Consider the following 15,271-nt stretch of genomic DNA (forward strand, 5'->3'; position numbering starts at 1 on the left):
TCGGGCCCTCAAAGCGACGGACGGTCAGCGGTCAGGCTCCTTCGAGCACCTGCCTCGTGGCCCACGCGAGGTACTTTCCGGCATTGGCGACGGCGTCCTCCGGGCTGTCGGCCACGTCCAGCAGCTGCGCCGCGGCGACCACGCCGTGTTCGGCCAGATCCTCCGGAGTGACCAAAATCCGGCCGGCCACGACAATCACCGGGATACCCCGCTCCCGGGCAGCATCCGCGAGGGCGATGGGCGCCTTGCCCGTTAGGGACTGCGAGTCCATGGAGCCCTCCCCGGTGATCACCAGATCGGCGTCCTTGAGCTGTTCGGCGAGTCCCGTCAGCCCCGCCACGAGCGCGAAGCCGCCTTCCAGCGTGGCTCGCGTGAAGGCAAGGAACGACGCCGGGAACCCGCCGGCCGCTCCGGCGCCCGGAACGTTGACGTCCCGGCCCGTAGCCTCCCGGAGGAGGGACGCCCAGTTGCGCAGGCCGGCGTCGAGCTTTTCCACGGCGTCGCCGTCGGCGCCCTTCTGCGGGCCGAAGACATACGCGGCGCCGGTGCTGCCATACAGCGGGTTCTGGACGTCGACGGCGATCCTGAATGTCACGGCCGACAGGCGCGGGTCCAGCCCCGAGACATCCACGGACACCGCGTCAGCCAAGAATCCGCCGCCCAGCGGCACCACGTTTCCGGTGGCGTCGAGCGGCTTGAGCCCCAGGGCACGCAGGGCGCCGCTGCCGCCGTCGCTCATGGCCGAGCCGCCGACGCCCAGCACGATCTCGGTGGCGCCGGCATCGAGGGCAGCCGCGATCAGCTGGCCGCAGCCGTAGCTGTGCGCCCGAAGGGAGTTCTCCGGCGTGGGCTCCATGTGGGCGAGGCCGGACGCCTGGGCCGTCTCGATCACGGCCGTGGCCCCGCCGGCGCCGTCCTTCCGCAGTGCCCATGCCGCGCCGATGGGCGCCAGGATTGGGCCCACTACGGCGTTGAGCCGCTCCTCGTAACCGGCAGCGACCGCTGCCTCGAGGGTGCCTTCGCCGCCGTCGGCCACCGGAAACTGGGTAGCCACGGCGTCGGGATAGACGCGGAGGGCACCTTCGGCGATGGCGGCGGCGGCTTCGGCGGCGGTGAGGGACCCCTTGAACTTGTCCGGGGCGATGAGGATACGCATGGCACCATCCTGCCAGCAATGCAGGGGAATACGCTTGCCCTTTCCGTCATTCGGGCAGCGCGTGACGCCTGGCGGCCGGCGTGCGGCGTGCGGCGTGCGGCGCGGGACTACTCCTCGTGCCCCTGGTCCCCGCTCATCTGGTCTTCGGCGGGCGGCGTCTCCCCGGGCGGCACTCCGCCGCCGGGCTCAAGGCCGGTGATGTTGCCGTTCAGCGGATCCGGATTCGGAGAGCTGGCCGAGTCCTCGCGTTCTGCCTCGGCCTGGGGCCGTTCGTCCGCGGCGTCCCGCGGGGCGGGCCGGTCCGGGTTGGCGGGGTCGTTTTCGGGATGGTAGGTGCTCATGTTCCTGCGGTCCTCCGTGGCTAGGGTCATCTGCTGATGACACCGGGGGTCGGTGACGGTGGAGCTTGGCGCCTCCGGGCCCGGCGACACTGGACTAATTGTAAGCATGCTGATAATTCTGGACCAGTCAGATGCCGCGCGCGGCAAAGGAGCCTCGGCCGCGCCGGCGCCGCGGGCCGCACAGAAGAAGCAAGCTGATGGGTCTTTGCTTCATTTTCATACGCTTTTCGCGTGTATGCGGCCGCTGCCCTCGATGATGGTGATCCCCTGGGGTATCGCCGGGCCTGGGCGGGTTGCTGGGCCACAAGTGCACGTGCCGCCTAGAAACCGACCGTGGGTGTGGCCCTAAAGGCGTTAACAGCCCTATCTGCGATAACTTGGGCGTCACTTCCGGAATCAAGGATCGTATTCCGAGCTGATTCGGAATCGACCATGACGGCCGTAACGGCGAGGCTGTCCGAAGCCTCGGTCGTCAACAGAGCGTCCACCTGAGCCGAGAAGCAGGAGTCACTTGACTTGGAGTGAACGTCCATCGCCACCACGTGGTTGTTGGAGACGAAGTTGCCAACCCCCGCCATCAGCCGGATGATGACAGGCGTCGCACCTGTCGGCCGGATGCTCTGTGAGTCGATGATCTGGGAGAAGTGGTTGCCGACGACAGAGTTGTTGCTGCCGCTGACACAGAGAAGTCCGTCGAGGTCGTTCAGTCCGTTGTCGACTCCCAGGAAGGGCGTCCAGGGCTCATGGTCACGCAAGAAGTGATTCGTGGCCACGAGGTTTTCCGAACTATTCGCTGCGAGAATCAGCATCCCAGGGTAGAACGAATGCAAACGGTTGTTGGTGACGCTTGAACGCGTGACGCCTTCGAGATGGATGCTGCTCGCACCACGGGGGAAGACGTTGTTCGCGGTTATCAGGAGCCCGCCATGGTGCTCGGCGTAGATCGAATGACCCTTGAAGCCTGCTCCGACCATGTTGTCGGTGATCTTTGATGCCTGTCCCCACCCGCGCAGCTCGATGCAGCTTCCGCATTCAGCGATGAAGTTGTCGTGAACGGAAAGCGCGTCCGCGTTGTAGATAGTGAGGGCGTTCTCAAGGTAGACGAACCCCATGCCGGTTACGCGGAATGAGTCATTGGCGTTCGCGACATAGATACCGGTCTTGCCGTTGATGTACGTGTTCTCCGGATGCATCCCCGAGCCATCCGAGTTGAAGTGCAACCCGTCGATGCAGAAGTTGGAGAACTCGACCGAGCTGATCCGCGGGCTCCCGCTTCGCTCAACGTAGAAGGCGGCTCCCTTGGATTCCTCGCCGTCTCCGCCGAGGGGAATGTCGACGAGAATGCGACTCCCTCCGGGCCACAGCTCATGCAAGTCGGGCCATTCGTCTTCGGGAACGTTGAACCGGATGCTCGACGACGTAAAGCCGTGTCCCGAGCCATGGATCCTGAGGAAGCTGACGTCGATCACCACCTGCGTACGAAGGTGGTAGTCCCCGGGCGGAATGTAGATCACCGCGCCTGGCTTTCCTCCATTGTTCGCATCGGTGACGGTCTGCCGGTCCTTGATGTCAGCGATGATGCTGTTGATTACTTCACCGACGTCCTCGGACGGATTGCCGACGGGCCACGTAGTCACGTCGTAGTAGTTGTTGCTTGACATAGCTTCTTTCCTTTGTGTCGCGGTTAACTGAGTGTTGAGACCGCGAGCTTCAGTATTGTTGCTGAGCCTCCCTCAGCCGATAGCCAGTTCTCCGGGTTTTCGGTTTCGGGGAAGATGAGATCAGTCAGGACGACCTTGCCTCCCTGGACGAATACTTCGACCGAGCAGTGGTCCACGACGATGAGTAATTTGAGCACGCCGTTTTCAAGGTCAACTGGTGCTGACTCGACCGAAGCGAATTTCCCGTGGAAGCAGGTGTTTCCTGATTGTCTGCGGTCAAGGATGAGTTGGGCGCTGGTTGTGTTGTAGCTAAGAATGGTGCCCTTGCTCCCGTCACTGCTTCCGAAGAGTCGGAAATCAAAACGTTCGGCGCTTCCGGGCAGTATCTCCGCCTCGATGATTTGGGCGCTACCGGGTACCGCATCCGGCAATCGGAGGGCTGAATTTCGCAGCTCAAAGGTGTCTGCGTTTATTTGGTCCTTGGCAGTAGGCAGCTCTTCTCCTGCGCAAAGGTCGGCCAGGACCGGTTGCTGGATCAGACGGGCGGAGCCGTTGACTGCTGTGAGGCGCACTTCGCGGGCGAGGGTCATCGAGGACCGCCAGGGGGCCGTGGGCAGCTCGTTGGCGTAGTCCCAGTTGTTCATCCAGCCGATGAGGATGCGCCGGTCATCCGGGGCGTTGCTAAAGGAAACGGAGGCGTAGCAGTCGCGTCCCCAGTCCAGCCACAGGCAGTGCTGCAAGGCTGCAGAGCCCGCCTTGGGGTCAGGGAGGGAGGCCAGTCCCGCTGGCGCCGCGAGTGAACCGGCGTCCGGGAGGAACCGGGCGCCGTCGAAGTGCCCGATGAAGTACTGGCCGCCGGAACCTCCTGCCACTGCGCCGGGGTTAATGTTTACGATCAGTACCCATTTGATGTTGTCCGGGTCCCCGTCCACCGCCAGGGGAAAGAGATCGGGGCACTCCCATTCGCCGGCGTCGGCGTTGGCCGGGCCGAAGTCGCTCAAAAAGTCCCAGGATTTGAGGTCTTCCGAACGATAGAAGACCACCTTTTGGTGCTGCGCTTCGACGGCGACCATGACCCAGCAGGCACCTTGGTCCCCTTGATAGCGGAAGACTTTGGGATCGCGGAAGTTCGCGGAGTTTCTGGTGAGGACAGGGTTTCCTTCGTATTTTTGCCACGTCATTCCTGCGTCTGTGCTGTAGGCCAGAGACTGGGCCTGCGTGCCGCTGTGTTCGGACGCGGCTTTATAGGCACTGGTGTAAATGGCTACGAGGGCAGGTGCGTCCGCCGTGCTGAAACCGGACGTGTTGCCGTGGTCGACTACGACACTCCCTGAGAAGATGTCCTCTGTCTCGTCGCAGGCAATGGCAACAGGGTGTTCCGTCCAGTGCACCAAATCACGGGAGGTGGCGTGGCCCCAGGACATGTTGCCCCAGACGCTGCCGTACGGGTTGTTCTGGAAGAAGAGGTGGTACAGGCCGTCGTAGAAGACCAGGCCATTGGGATCGTTCAGCCAGGTATCCCTTGCCGTGAAGTGGATGGCAGGCCGGAACCTGGAGGTTCCGGCCGGGGCTGTTTCCGGGCGTGCGGCATCTAGGCAACTGGACATGTCTGGCGTTCCTCTTGGGAAGTGGAAGGGGGCTGGCTGCCTATTGCCGGGGAGCCGTGATGGAATCGCGGCGCACGAGGGGGCAGCTCAGAATGGTCGGGTGAAGTGCCATGAGGGTAAGGTCGGTCTTCCCCTCGACGGCGTCAATCAGGTGCTCGGTGGCCCAAGCACCCATCTCGTAGTGAGGCAGGGCCACGGTGGTGAGGCCCGGGTGAAGGTTGGCGGCGATCAGTTCCTGGTCATCGAAGCCGACCACTGAAAGGTCAGCGGGGATGGTGAGTCCCAACTCCGCAGCGGCGCGGTAGGCTCCCATCGCCATCCGGTCGTTGTAGCAGAACAAGCCGGTGGGCGGGTCCTCGCGTGCGAGGATCCGCCGGGCCGCTTCATAGCCGCCTTGCACCTCGGAGACCTCGGACTCAACAGGTGCCGCGTCGCCGTCGAGCCCCGCTTCAGTTAGCGTGGCCCGGAAGGCCTGGAGCCGCTGACGGGTTGCGGGGACATCATCGGTGTTGTTGATGAAGCCCACCCGGGTGTGGCCCGCTTCGAGGAGCGCGCCCACGGCGGCGCGTGCACCACCTTCTTCGTCCGGGATCACGGCTGTGATGTCTCCGCCGGTGGCCACCGAGTCGACCAGGACGGAGGGCAGGCTGCCGAGGTTGGCCGGCAGCTCCACGTTGCGGTGATACATGGTGGCGTAGAGGATTCCGTCCACCCGGCGTTCCAGGAGGGCCTCGACGTCGGCCTGCCGGGATTCGAGGCTGGCTGAGCCGGAGGTGTTGATGATCATGAGGTTGTACCCTCGGGCTTTGGCAGCCTCCTCAGCGCCGAGGATGATCCGGCCGGCGTGGGGCGTGGTGGCGATATCCTCGCTGACCAGACCCAGCATGCCGGTCCTCTGGGTGCGAAGGGCCTGGGCAAGGCGGTTGGGGCCATAGCCTAGTTGCTCCGCAATGGTCCTGACCTTGTCCCTGGTTTCGGGGCTGATTCGGGCGTAGGAAACCTCGTTGAGGACGTGCGAGACAGTTGTCACGGAAACGCCGGCGGCGACGGCCACGTCCTTGATACCGATGTTCCTGTTGCTCATCTGTCTCCCACGTCCTTATGGTTGGTGATGCTCTTGAGGGGCCGGGTTCACTCGTCCCAGAGGCCGTGTTCGGGCCAGCGGCGAGGAAGCCGTTCCTCGACCGGAGGCAGCTCGTGGTGCGTGTGCTTGCCGGTCTTGCACCAGTAGGCTACCGAGGAATAGTCGTTGCCCTTGCGCCAAACCGTTGAGCGGGCCATTTGGCTGCCAAAATTCCATGTTCGCTTGCGTACCTTTCGATTTTCCCGTGCGGGTTGTTGTTCGTTTCGTTGTTGGTGGTCTAGCCCTTGACGGCGCCGAGCGTCATGCCTGCGACGATCTTGCGCTGCAAGAGAAGCGTGAGGAGGATGACCGGGATGGAATACACGGCGGCCAGCGCCGTCATGGACCCCCAGTCCAGGCCGAACTGGGTCTGGAAGTTCGCGATCACCACGGGCGTTGTCTGGGAGCGGATCGCTGTCATCAGGAGGGCGAAGAGGAACTCGTTCCAGGAGGCGAGGAAGGCGAAGATCGCGGTGACGGCGATGCTGCCGGAGACCACCGGGATCACCACCCGCCAGAGAGCGCCGAGCCTGCTGCAGCCGTCTACCGTGGCCGCTTCCTCCAGGTCATTGGGTACGGCTTCGAAGAAGCTGGACATCAGCCAGATCGAGAGCGGCAGTGAGATGGTGGTGTGGGCGATGGACAGTGCGATCGGTGTATCTGACAGGCCCATGGATGCCATCATCGAGGCCAGCGGGATGCCGATTGCCACCGGCGGCACCATGCGGGTGACCAGTGCGGCCATGATAAAGATCCGGCCGCTGAGAGTTTTGTACCTGGTGATGCCGTAGGCGGCCGGTACTGCCAGTACAAGCGACAGCACGGTGCTGATGATGGCCGTCTGGATGCTGTTGATGAAGGAGGCCAGGACTCCGCTGCGGCCCAGTGCGTTGGTGTAGTTCTCCAGCGTCCATTCCCTGGGGAGGATGGTCGGCGGCACCGCGATGGTATCGATCGGGGTTTTGAAGGATGTGAAGAGCAGGTACAGGAACGGGAAACCGTAAAGCACCATGGCTGCCGCGAGGAGGACCCAAAGCAGGGTTCTGGTGCTCCGCCGGCCCGCTTCCAGGCCTTCACGGTTGACGCCCCGGCGCTTGCGGCCGCTGCTCCTTGTGGTGGTTGGCACGGAAGGTCCGGCAACGACCGGTGCTGCCTTCCCGCCGTCGGGCCTGGTTCGTTCAGCGACGCGCATCAGTTGTCCTTTCCTGGCCGCCAGATGGTGGACAACGCGACGAACGCGACGGCGAGCATGGCCAGCAGGTAGAGGGTTCCCATGGCGCTGGCCAGTCCGGGGTCACCGAAGCGGATCATGGTCCGGTAGATCAGCAGGCTCATGGTTTCCGAGGCGGATTGCGGGCCGCCGTTGGTTTGGATAAGGATGGTGTCGAACGCCCGGGCTGCATCGATGCCGCGGACCACCAGTGCCACGGCGATGACCGGCCGCAGGAGGGGCAGGATGATGCGGAACAGCATCGCTGGTGCGCGTGCGCCGTCCAGGCGTGCTGCTTCGATCAGGTCCCCTGGGATGTTCTGCAGCCCGGCGAAGAGCACCAGACACATGAACGATGTGGTCAGCCAGATGTCAGGAATGGCGACGGAGTAGAGCACTATATTCGGGTCGGAGAGCCAGCCGATCTGGTTGGGGTTGGACAGCATGCCGGCCTGGTGCAGGAGGGTTCCGATGAGGCCGAAGTTGTCGATCATCAGGAACTTCCAGAGGAGGCCTGCCACGATCGGGGCGATCATGAGTGGGTACATGAACACTGTCCGCCAAATTTGGGAGCTTCTCCCAAGGGTGGTGAACAGCAGCGCCATGCCAAGGCCGAGGGCGAATTCGAGGGTGACCACGACCAGGGTGTAGGCCAGGGTCCGCCATCCGGCACCCATGAAGGCTTCGGAGGCGAAGGCCCGGAAGTAGTTATCCAGACCCACGAAGTCGCGGGGGCCGCCGGCGATCGGCGAGATCTTGAAGAAGCTGTCCGCCACGAGGCGGAACAGCGGGAAGGCGACAAACACTGCCAGGAACAGCGCCGCTGGTGTCATCAGGAACAATGCGAAGCGGCGATCGGAGATACGCACGGTTTTCTCTTCCGCTGGTTGGGGACCGCGGCCGGCACCGGTCAATCAGGTGCCGGCCACGGGGTCTTACTTGAGGAGGTCCTCGATCTGCTTTTTAGCGTCGGCGAGGAGGGTTGCGGAGTCACCGCCGGCCACGGCCTTCTGCAGCATGGGAACCAGTACCGTGTCTACGATCTGCTGCCACTTCTCGGTAGCCGGCCGGGTGGCCGTGGCTTTCCCGTTGAGGGTTTCGATCAGCGGACCGAAGCTTTCGTAGCCTTCCTTGTCCTGGTACTTCTCAAAAGCTGAGATGCGCGAGGCCAGACCGAGGCTGGATTCAATGCCCATGCTGTTGTTGTCATAGGCGCACTTGATGAACTTCTTGGCTGCATCAGTGTTCTTGGTTGCCTTCGGGACTGTGAGGTACCAGGGTCCCGGGACGCCCCCGATGCCGGCAGATCCGGCGATCATGGGAGCTGCTCCCACTTTGCCGGCCACCGGTGAGTCCTTGGGGATCTGCCGGTAAGCGTGGGCCCAGAAGCGGGTCATTGCGGTCTTGCCCTGGTTGAACAGGTTTTGGGCGGCAGCCCAGTCGACCTGCGCGGCACCGGACGGAGCGGACTTGGTGAGGCTGACGTAGAAGTCCAGGGCCTCCTTGTGCGCGGCGTTGTCGATGACCACTTTGTTGTTTTCGTCCAGGATCATGGGCGAGCCGGCCTGCAGAACGTGGGCCAGCCATTCGGTTTCTACACCGCCCTTGACGTCGGTGCCGTACATGCCGTCCCTGGTGAAGAACTCGGAGATGTCCTGGTACTGCTTCCAGGTGCTGGGTGCGGCGAGTTCGTAGCCGTACTTGGCCTGGAAGTCGGCCTTGTTCTTGGCATCCTCGAAGAGGTCTTTGCGGTAGAGGATGATTTCGGCGTTGGTCCAGGCGGGCAGGCCGATGAAGTGCCCGTCCACGTTCGCTTCCTTCACGAGGGCGGGGAAGATGTCCTTCTTGGCCTCGTCGGTGAAGATTTCATCGATGGGCTGGACAGCATCCTTGAAGCTGGGCAGCCAGACGGAGTCCAGGGCTGCTACGTCAAAGGAAACGGTGCCGGAGGAGAACTCGCTGGAGAGCCGGTTGAACATGCCGTCGTAGGGCAATTCGACAAAGTTCACGTCGACACCGGCGTCCTTCTTGCACTGCTCGGCGACGCCCGTCAGCTCGGCGTGGCCGCCGGCCTCGACCAGGACGTTGACGGTGCTGGTGCCGGCGCTACCCGACGTTGCCGCCGGGCCCCCTGCGCCGCACCCGGCGGCCGCCAGGGCGACGACGGTGCAGATGCCGCCGATGGTGGCGAACCTGTTGATGGTCTTTCGAGTGGACATCGCTGTCGACTCACTTTCTCTCGAACGGAAATGGCGAGAATCTGGGGTGAAAAATCGTTTTGCTAAAACGACTTGGCATTCACACTAAGACCACTTCTTGGAAAGTGTCAAGCGTCACATCAGCCGACATTCCACCTATTGACGGCCGGGGGCAGTAAGCCCTAACGTGATCCCGGACCGGCGAAAAACCGTTTTGGCAACTTTGGCAGATCGCGCACCTGCGCAAGCAACATCAGTGTTCCGCCGGGTCAGGCCTTCCCACAGAGCTCAATGAAGGAGTTTAACGCGCAAGCCCACCCCCAGCATCCCGCCCGCAGAGCAGTGCTTCGAGCAGTGCTTCGAGCCGTGCGCACTACCGGAGCGGACCACCAACACAGCCACCGCCGAGGGCGACCAACACCCCGCAAACAGGTCAGTTCCACTCGCCGCGGCTTTGCAGCACTTCCTTGAGCAGGTCGGCGCGGTCCGTAACGAGGCCGTCCACGCCGAGGTCCAGCAGCCGGCGCATCTCGGCAGGATCGTTGACGGTCCACACGTGCACGTACAGCCCGAGTTCATGGGCGCGGCGGACATATCCCGGCGTCACCACGGGAACGGACTTGTAGCTGACCGGCACCTGCAGGGCGTCCACGCCGCCCAGCACACGGCGCAGCGCGGCCCGCACCAACGAGCCCAGCGCCGGAACGGCCAGCAGGGGCCCCAGCACGAAAACCAGGGCGTTGGCGACGATCCCTGCCGAGGACGCCGTGCGGCGGCTGAGCAGCTTCAGCACCGCCCGCCGTCGGAGGTCCGAGAAGCTTGCGATCAGCACCCGGTCATGGACGCCGTGGCGTTCGATCGCGGCGGCGAGGCTGCGCACGGAGCGCCAGTCCTTGACGTCAAGGTTGAACCGGGTGTCCGGGAGGGCCGCCACGAGATCATCGAAGGTCGGTACCGGATCCGTCCCGCGGATCCGGGCCCGTGATACCTCTTCCGCGCTGAGGCCGGAGATCCGCCCGATGCTGTCCGTGAGCCGGTCCAGCGAGGGGTCATGGAAGAGGAGCAGCACGCCGTCGGCCGTGGTGTGGACGTCCGTTTCGACGTACCGGCAGCCGAGTTCGACGGCGGCGCGGAACGCAGCCATCGAGTTCTCCAGGCCTTCGCGGGAAAATCCGCGGTGGGCCATGGCGATTGGCCGGCCCGCACCGGGAACATCCCCGGCATCAGGACCGGCCAAGGTCCCTGCAGCGGAGAAGAAAGGCAGCGGTTCGGTCACCTTCGAAGCGTAGCGGAGGGCCCGGGTTCCCGGTCAGCCCGGGAGGATCTCCACGCCGTCGCCGCAGTGCAGCAGCGTGCGGCCGCGGCCGCCGTCGAGGTCCACCCACACCACCGTGTGATCCGCCGTGACCGCAGTAATGAGCCCGCCGGTTTCGAATCCCGGACTGAGCCGCACGGTGACGCGGTCGCCCGCACGCAAGGCGGACCAGTGCGCATCCGGCTCCGCGCGGCGCAACGGAATATCGGCCGCGCTGACTGTCTTGTTCCTGGCCACGACGTCCCCTATCGCTCACACACATCAATCATCAGACGCGCCCACTCTAGGGTGCGAACGTGAACGTGAGTTGACCGCCAGCTGGGAGAACGGTGGCAAGCCGGCAACGGCAGTGTTTACGGCAGCCTGACGCCGAGCGCCGCGAGCTTTTCCTCGAGAATCTGGGCCACGCCGTCGTCGTCAAAGTGCGGCGCCTGCTGCCCGGCGGCGCGGATCGCCTCCGGGTGGCCGCTGGCCATGGCGTAACCGTGGCCCGCCCAGCGGAGCATCTCGATGTCGTTCGGCATGTCACCGAACGCCACGACGTCGGCGGCTTCGATCCCCAGCGAGGCGGCATACTCCGCCAGCGTGACGGCCTTGTTGATGCCCGGGACGGACAGCTCCAGCATGGCGATGGTGGGCGCCGAATGCGTGACGGTGGCGAGGTCCCCGACGGCGGGTGACACCTCGGCCAGGAAGTCGTCCGCGGTGCCTTCACGGACAATCGCCAGGAATTTGACGACGGCGTCATCCGCCGTGAGTGTGTCAGCCAGCGGCGCCGGCGTGAACTCGGAAAGAAGCTCGCTGGAGCCGTTTTCGATGAAGCCGGGCTCGAGGTGGAAGCCGGTCAGGGTTTCCGCGGCGAAGAGGGCCGTGGGCCGCAGTTTCTTGATGATCCGGCGGACTTCAAAGACGTCATTGAGGGCCATGGTCCGGGCGGAAACCATCTTGTCCGCCTCGAGGTCCCACACCACGGCACCGTTGGAACAGATCACCGTCCCAGTATGGCCCAGCTGCTCTTCGAGCGGATGCAGCCAGCGCGGCGGGCGTCCGGTGACGAAGACGAGTTCGACGCCGGCCCCCCGGCAGGCGTGGAAGGCCCGGATGGTGCGGTCACTGATTTTCCCATCGTGCCCAAGGATCGTTCCGTCTATGTCACTTGCTACCAACCGCATGCTGCCAGTCTACGTGGGCACGGAGGGGCGCCCGGCCGCCGTCGTCCAGGGTCACGGGGTGCGCCTCGCTTCACGGGGTGCGCCTCGCTTCACGGGGCAGAGGGCGGGTGGCTGGTGGATCCCCGTATCTGCAGTTCGCTGGACACAAGATGCAGTCGGCGCGGCAAGTCAGGGCTTCCGATGCGTTCGAGAATGAACCTGCCTGCCTGGACTCCGACGGCGAGGTTGCCGTTGTCCACCGATGTCAGGGAGAGGTGGCGGATCCGCGCGAGGTACGTGTTGTCATACCCCACCAGCGAGACGTCCCCCGGCACGGCAAGGCCGTGGTCGGCCGCAGCCGAAAGGGCGCCGATGCAGGCGACGTCGTTGAAGGCGAAGATTGCCGTTGGCCGGTCGGGGCCGGCCAGAAGGCGGTCGGCGGCCGCGAAGCCGCTTTCCTCGCTCATGCCGCCCGACACGACCCGGGGTTCCAGTCCCGCAGCCTTCATCGCATGCTCGTAGCCCGCCCGCCGGCGCCTGCCGATCTCGTCGGGGCCCTGCAGATGCGCGATGAGCTTGTGGCCGAGGGCCAGCAGGTGCTCGGTTGCCTTCCGCGCGCCGGCTTCGTCGTCGTTGACCACGATGTCCACGCCCGGCAGGGCAGGGTCAAGTGTTCCTGCCAGAACGACCGGCACAGCTGCGGCAGCTGTTTCGATGGCGGATGATTCCGTGGTGGTTCCTACCACCACGAGCCCGTCAATACGCTGTTCGAGCAGGGCTTCCACGGAACGCCGGCCCACCCTGCGGTCCGTGTAGGAGTCCGCCAGGATGGGTGAAACTCCGGCTGCGTGCAGTGAGGCGGTCAGCCCCTCCAGGAGTTCGACGAACCAGGGGTTACGGAGGTCGTTCAGCAGGACTCCGACCGTGCCGGTGCGGGGCATCGAGAGCCCGCGGGCCAGCTTGTTGGGGCGGTACCCCAGTTCCTCCATCGCCTGCAGCACCGCCCGGCGCCGGCTTTCGCTGACGTTCCCGGAACCCTGCAGGACGAGGGAGACCAGCGACTTCGATACCCCGGCGCGGGTGGCGACGTCACGGATGGTGGGCCTGCTGGCGGGCGTGCCGCTCGCGGCGGACGGGTGGGTCACGGTAACTCCTCTCGGTGCCATCTCAGCCTAAGGGGTTGACGGCTTCGTCCCGTTTCACTCATTATGGACCGGTCCAAGGAAATTCCAAGGAGGGAAGAATCTTCATGAGCGCACCGCACACACGACAGTTGCTGGCCGGCATGGTGGGAGGCGGGTCCGGGGCGGACATCGGCAAGACCCACCGCTCCGCCATGCGGCTGGACGGCCAGTTCGACCTGCGGGCCGGCGTCTTCGGCCGCGAACAGCGCCAGGCTGCGGTGCTGGCCGGCCAGCTGGGCGTGCCGGAGGACCGCGTCTACCGGGACTACCGGCACATGGCCGAAGCCGAAGCTGACCGCGAGGACGCCGTGGACGTCGTTGTTGTCGCCACGCCCAACGACAGCCATTTCGAGATCGCCCGGACGTTTCTCGAAGCGGGCATTTCGGTGGTGTGCGAGAAGCCGTTGACGCGCGATTCGGCCACCGCCGCGGAGCTGGTCCAAGTGGCCGCCGCCAACGGCGTGGTGCTGGCGGTCCCGCACTGCTACTCCGCCTATGCCATGGTGCGCCAGGCGGCCCGGATGGTCCGCGACGGCCGGCTGGGCAACATCACGTTCGTGGACGTGGAGCACGCTTCCGGCTGGGCCGCCACTCCGCTGGAGCAGCTCGGACACAAGCAGGCCGCCTGGCGCACTGACCCGGACATTGCCGGATTCCCCAGCGTTGTTGGCGATCTGGGCACGCATGCCTTCCACCTGCTGCGCTACATCACCGGGCTTGAGGCCGAGCGGCTTTCCGGGCGGCTGCACACGCTGGTGCCCGGAAGGCGCGTGTTCGACCACGCCACAGTCGAACTGCAGCTGACCGGCGAGGTTCCCGCCCGGCTCTGGGCCAGCATGGCCGCGACCGGCCACAACCACGGCCTGCGCATCCGCGTCTTTGGCGACCAGGGAAGCCTGGAGTGGGATCACGAAGACCCCCACCACCTCAGGGTGCAGGACCTCGACGGGACCACGACCATCCTCACGGAGGGTCTCCGCACACTGTCCGAGGACGCGGCGCGCCTCACCCGCGTTGGCCTGGGGCATGCCGAAGGATTCCTCGAGGCCTTCGCCAACTTCTACCGCGACCTGGCAGAGGAGCTGCGCGCCAGGCGGGATGGCACCCTGCCCGCAACGCGCGAGCTGAGCTTTCCCACCGGCGAGGACGGCCTCGCCGGCGTCAGGTTTGTCGAAGCCGTCGCGGCCTCCCACCACAACGATGCCGCCTGGGCCGTCCCGGCGGGCGCCGCAGAGAAAGCACGGGTCTAGCCATGCAACGCTTCGCACTCATCGGGGCAGGATTCATCGGATCCGTCCACGCCGCAAACCTTGCGGCCAACCTTCACGTCGACTTCCGTCTGGTTTACGACGTCGATCAAGACCGGGCCCAAACCCTGGCCGCAGCCCACGGCGCGCGGGCAGCCACCTCGCTGGATGAGGTGTTTGACCCCTCGGCCATCGACGCGGTCTTCATCGCATCCTCCACCGATACGCATGCGCAGCACCTGCGCCGCGCGGCCGAGGCCGGCCTGGCGGTGCTTTGCGAGAAACCGATCGATCTGGACCTGGAGCATGCCCGGGAGACTGCCGCCTACGCCTCTGAGCGCGCGATTCCGGTGATGATGGACTTCAACCGCCGGTTCGACAGCGACTATGCCGAGCTCAAGCGGATTGTTGACGCCGGTGAGATCGGCAAGGTTGAACTCATTCAGCTGTCCAGCCGCGGCCCCGCGATGCCGCCGCTGTCCTACATCGCCACGTCCGGCGGCCAGATGCGCGATCAGGCCGTTCACTTCTTCGACCTGGCCCGCTGGCTCACCGGCCTCGACCCGGTGGAGGTCTTCGCCACCGGATCCGCACTGGCCGAACCCCGCTTGGAGGAATACGGCGACGTTGACACCTCCGCCGTGACGCTCCGGCTCCCCGGCGGCGCCCTGGTGCAGATCGACTGTGCACGCCGCACCGGCTACGGCTACGACGAACGCATCGAGATCATGGGGTCCACAGGCATGGCCGAGGCGCGCCGCCACCGGACGGGCGCAGTATCCCGCTACCAGGCCGGGCGCGTCATCGACGACGGCCTGCACCCGGGCTGGTTCGAACGGGTCCAGCCCACCTACGCGGCCGCGCTCGCCCACTTCGTCGCGGCGTTGGACAAGTGCGCCCTGGGCGACGGCGCACTGATCGAGGGCGCACTGATCACCCCGTCGCTCGAGGACGGGCTGAAGGCCCAGGCCATCGCGGAGGCGGCCATGGCTTCGCTCCGCAGCGGACGAACCGAAACAATCAACTACGAACCCGTCCTGGTCCCTTCAGCGCTCCATGGATCGGCCTGATCACCGGC

The 15,271-nt window shown here is 65.1% G+C and carries 15 protein-coding genes; 2 read left to right on the plus strand and 13 right to left on the minus strand.

Annotated elements, in window-relative coordinates:
• Window positions 1-31: 31 nt before the first annotated feature.
• The 13 genes from J7I89_RS06345 to J7I89_RS06405 all read right to left on the minus strand — a co-directional run bounded on the left by J7I89_RS06345 (window position 32) and on the right by J7I89_RS06405 (window position 12,907).
• Window positions 32-1,156 (minus strand): glycerate kinase, encoded by a 1,125-nt coding sequence (locus tag J7I89_RS06345; protein ID WP_214968356.1) that lies wholly within the window; start codon window positions 1,154-1,156, stop codon window positions 32-34.
• A 107-nt stretch (window positions 1,157-1,263) separates the two neighbouring features.
• Window positions 1,264-1,497 (minus strand): DUF6480 family protein, encoded by a 234-nt coding sequence (locus J7I89_RS06350; protein WP_214968358.1) that lies wholly within the window; start codon window positions 1,495-1,497, stop codon window positions 1,264-1,266.
• A 320-nt stretch (window positions 1,498-1,817) separates the two neighbouring features.
• Window positions 1,818-3,158, minus strand: coding sequence for a right-handed parallel beta-helix repeat-containing protein (locus tag J7I89_RS06355; RefSeq protein ID WP_214968359.1), 1,341 nt, complete (start codon window positions 3,156-3,158; stop codon window positions 1,818-1,820).
• Window positions 3,159-3,181: 23 nt separating this feature from the next.
• Window positions 3,182-4,765: a glycoside hydrolase family 32 protein gene (locus J7I89_RS06360; RefSeq protein ID WP_214968361.1), complete on the minus strand. Its 1,584-nt coding sequence runs from the start codon at window positions 4,763-4,765 to the stop codon at window positions 3,182-3,184.
• Between the two features lie 40 nt (window positions 4,766-4,805).
• Entirely contained in the window at window positions 4,806-5,849 is a 1,044-nt protein-coding gene (locus J7I89_RS06365; RefSeq protein ID WP_214968362.1) for a LacI family DNA-binding transcriptional regulator, read from the minus strand.
• A 47-nt stretch (window positions 5,850-5,896) separates the two neighbouring features.
• Complete coding sequence (locus J7I89_RS06370; RefSeq protein WP_214968365.1) at window positions 5,897-6,046, minus strand: hypothetical protein; 150 nt, start codon at window positions 6,044-6,046, stop codon at window positions 5,897-5,899.
• 80 nt (window positions 6,047-6,126) lie between these two features.
• Entirely contained in the window at window positions 6,127-7,080 is a 954-nt protein-coding gene (locus tag J7I89_RS06375; protein WP_214968367.1) for a carbohydrate ABC transporter permease, read from the minus strand.
• Window positions 7,080-7,967: a carbohydrate ABC transporter permease gene (locus tag J7I89_RS06380; RefSeq protein WP_214968369.1), complete on the minus strand. Its 888-nt coding sequence runs from the start codon at window positions 7,965-7,967 to the stop codon at window positions 7,080-7,082. Before J7I89_RS06380 ends, J7I89_RS06375 begins: the two co-directional genes overlap by 1 nt.
• Window positions 7,968-8,033: 66 nt before the next feature.
• Entirely contained in the window at window positions 8,034-9,317 is a 1,284-nt protein-coding gene (locus J7I89_RS06385; protein WP_214968371.1) for a sugar ABC transporter substrate-binding protein, read from the minus strand.
• 412 nt (window positions 9,318-9,729) lie between these two features.
• Window positions 9,730-10,572 (minus strand): glycerophosphodiester phosphodiesterase, encoded by an 843-nt coding sequence (locus tag J7I89_RS06390; RefSeq protein ID WP_374102002.1) that lies wholly within the window; start codon window positions 10,570-10,572, stop codon window positions 9,730-9,732.
• A 33-nt stretch (window positions 10,573-10,605) separates the two neighbouring features.
• Entirely contained in the window at window positions 10,606-10,848 is a 243-nt protein-coding gene (locus tag J7I89_RS06395; protein WP_214968373.1) for a hypothetical protein, read from the minus strand.
• Between the two features lie 116 nt (window positions 10,849-10,964).
• On the minus strand, window positions 10,965-11,783 hold the full coding sequence (locus tag J7I89_RS06400; RefSeq protein WP_214968375.1) for an HAD family hydrolase: 819 nt from the start codon (window positions 11,781-11,783) through the stop codon (window positions 10,965-10,967).
• Window positions 11,784-11,872: 89 nt separating this feature from the next.
• Window positions 11,873-12,907, minus strand: a complete 1,035-nt coding sequence (locus J7I89_RS06405; protein WP_308159816.1) for a LacI family DNA-binding transcriptional regulator — start codon at window positions 12,905-12,907, stop codon at window positions 11,873-11,875.
• Between the two features lie 104 nt (window positions 12,908-13,011).
• Between J7I89_RS06405 and J7I89_RS06410 the strand changes: the two genes are divergently transcribed.
• Window positions 13,012-14,196 carry a Gfo/Idh/MocA family protein gene (locus J7I89_RS06410; RefSeq protein ID WP_214968378.1) on the plus strand — a complete coding sequence of 395 codons (1,185 nt, stop codon included), beginning with the start codon at window positions 13,012-13,014 and terminating at the stop codon, window positions 14,194-14,196.
• Between the two features lie 2 nt (window positions 14,197-14,198).
• Window positions 14,199-15,263 (plus strand): Gfo/Idh/MocA family oxidoreductase, encoded by a 1,065-nt coding sequence (locus J7I89_RS06415; protein ID WP_214968380.1) that lies wholly within the window; start codon window positions 14,199-14,201, stop codon window positions 15,261-15,263.
• Window positions 15,264-15,271: the final 8 nt, after the last annotated feature.

The sequence above is a fragment of the Arthrobacter sp. ISL-5 genome, from assembly GCF_018613835.1.
Classification (GTDB): Bacteria; Actinomycetota; Actinomycetes; order Actinomycetales; family Micrococcaceae; genus Arthrobacter.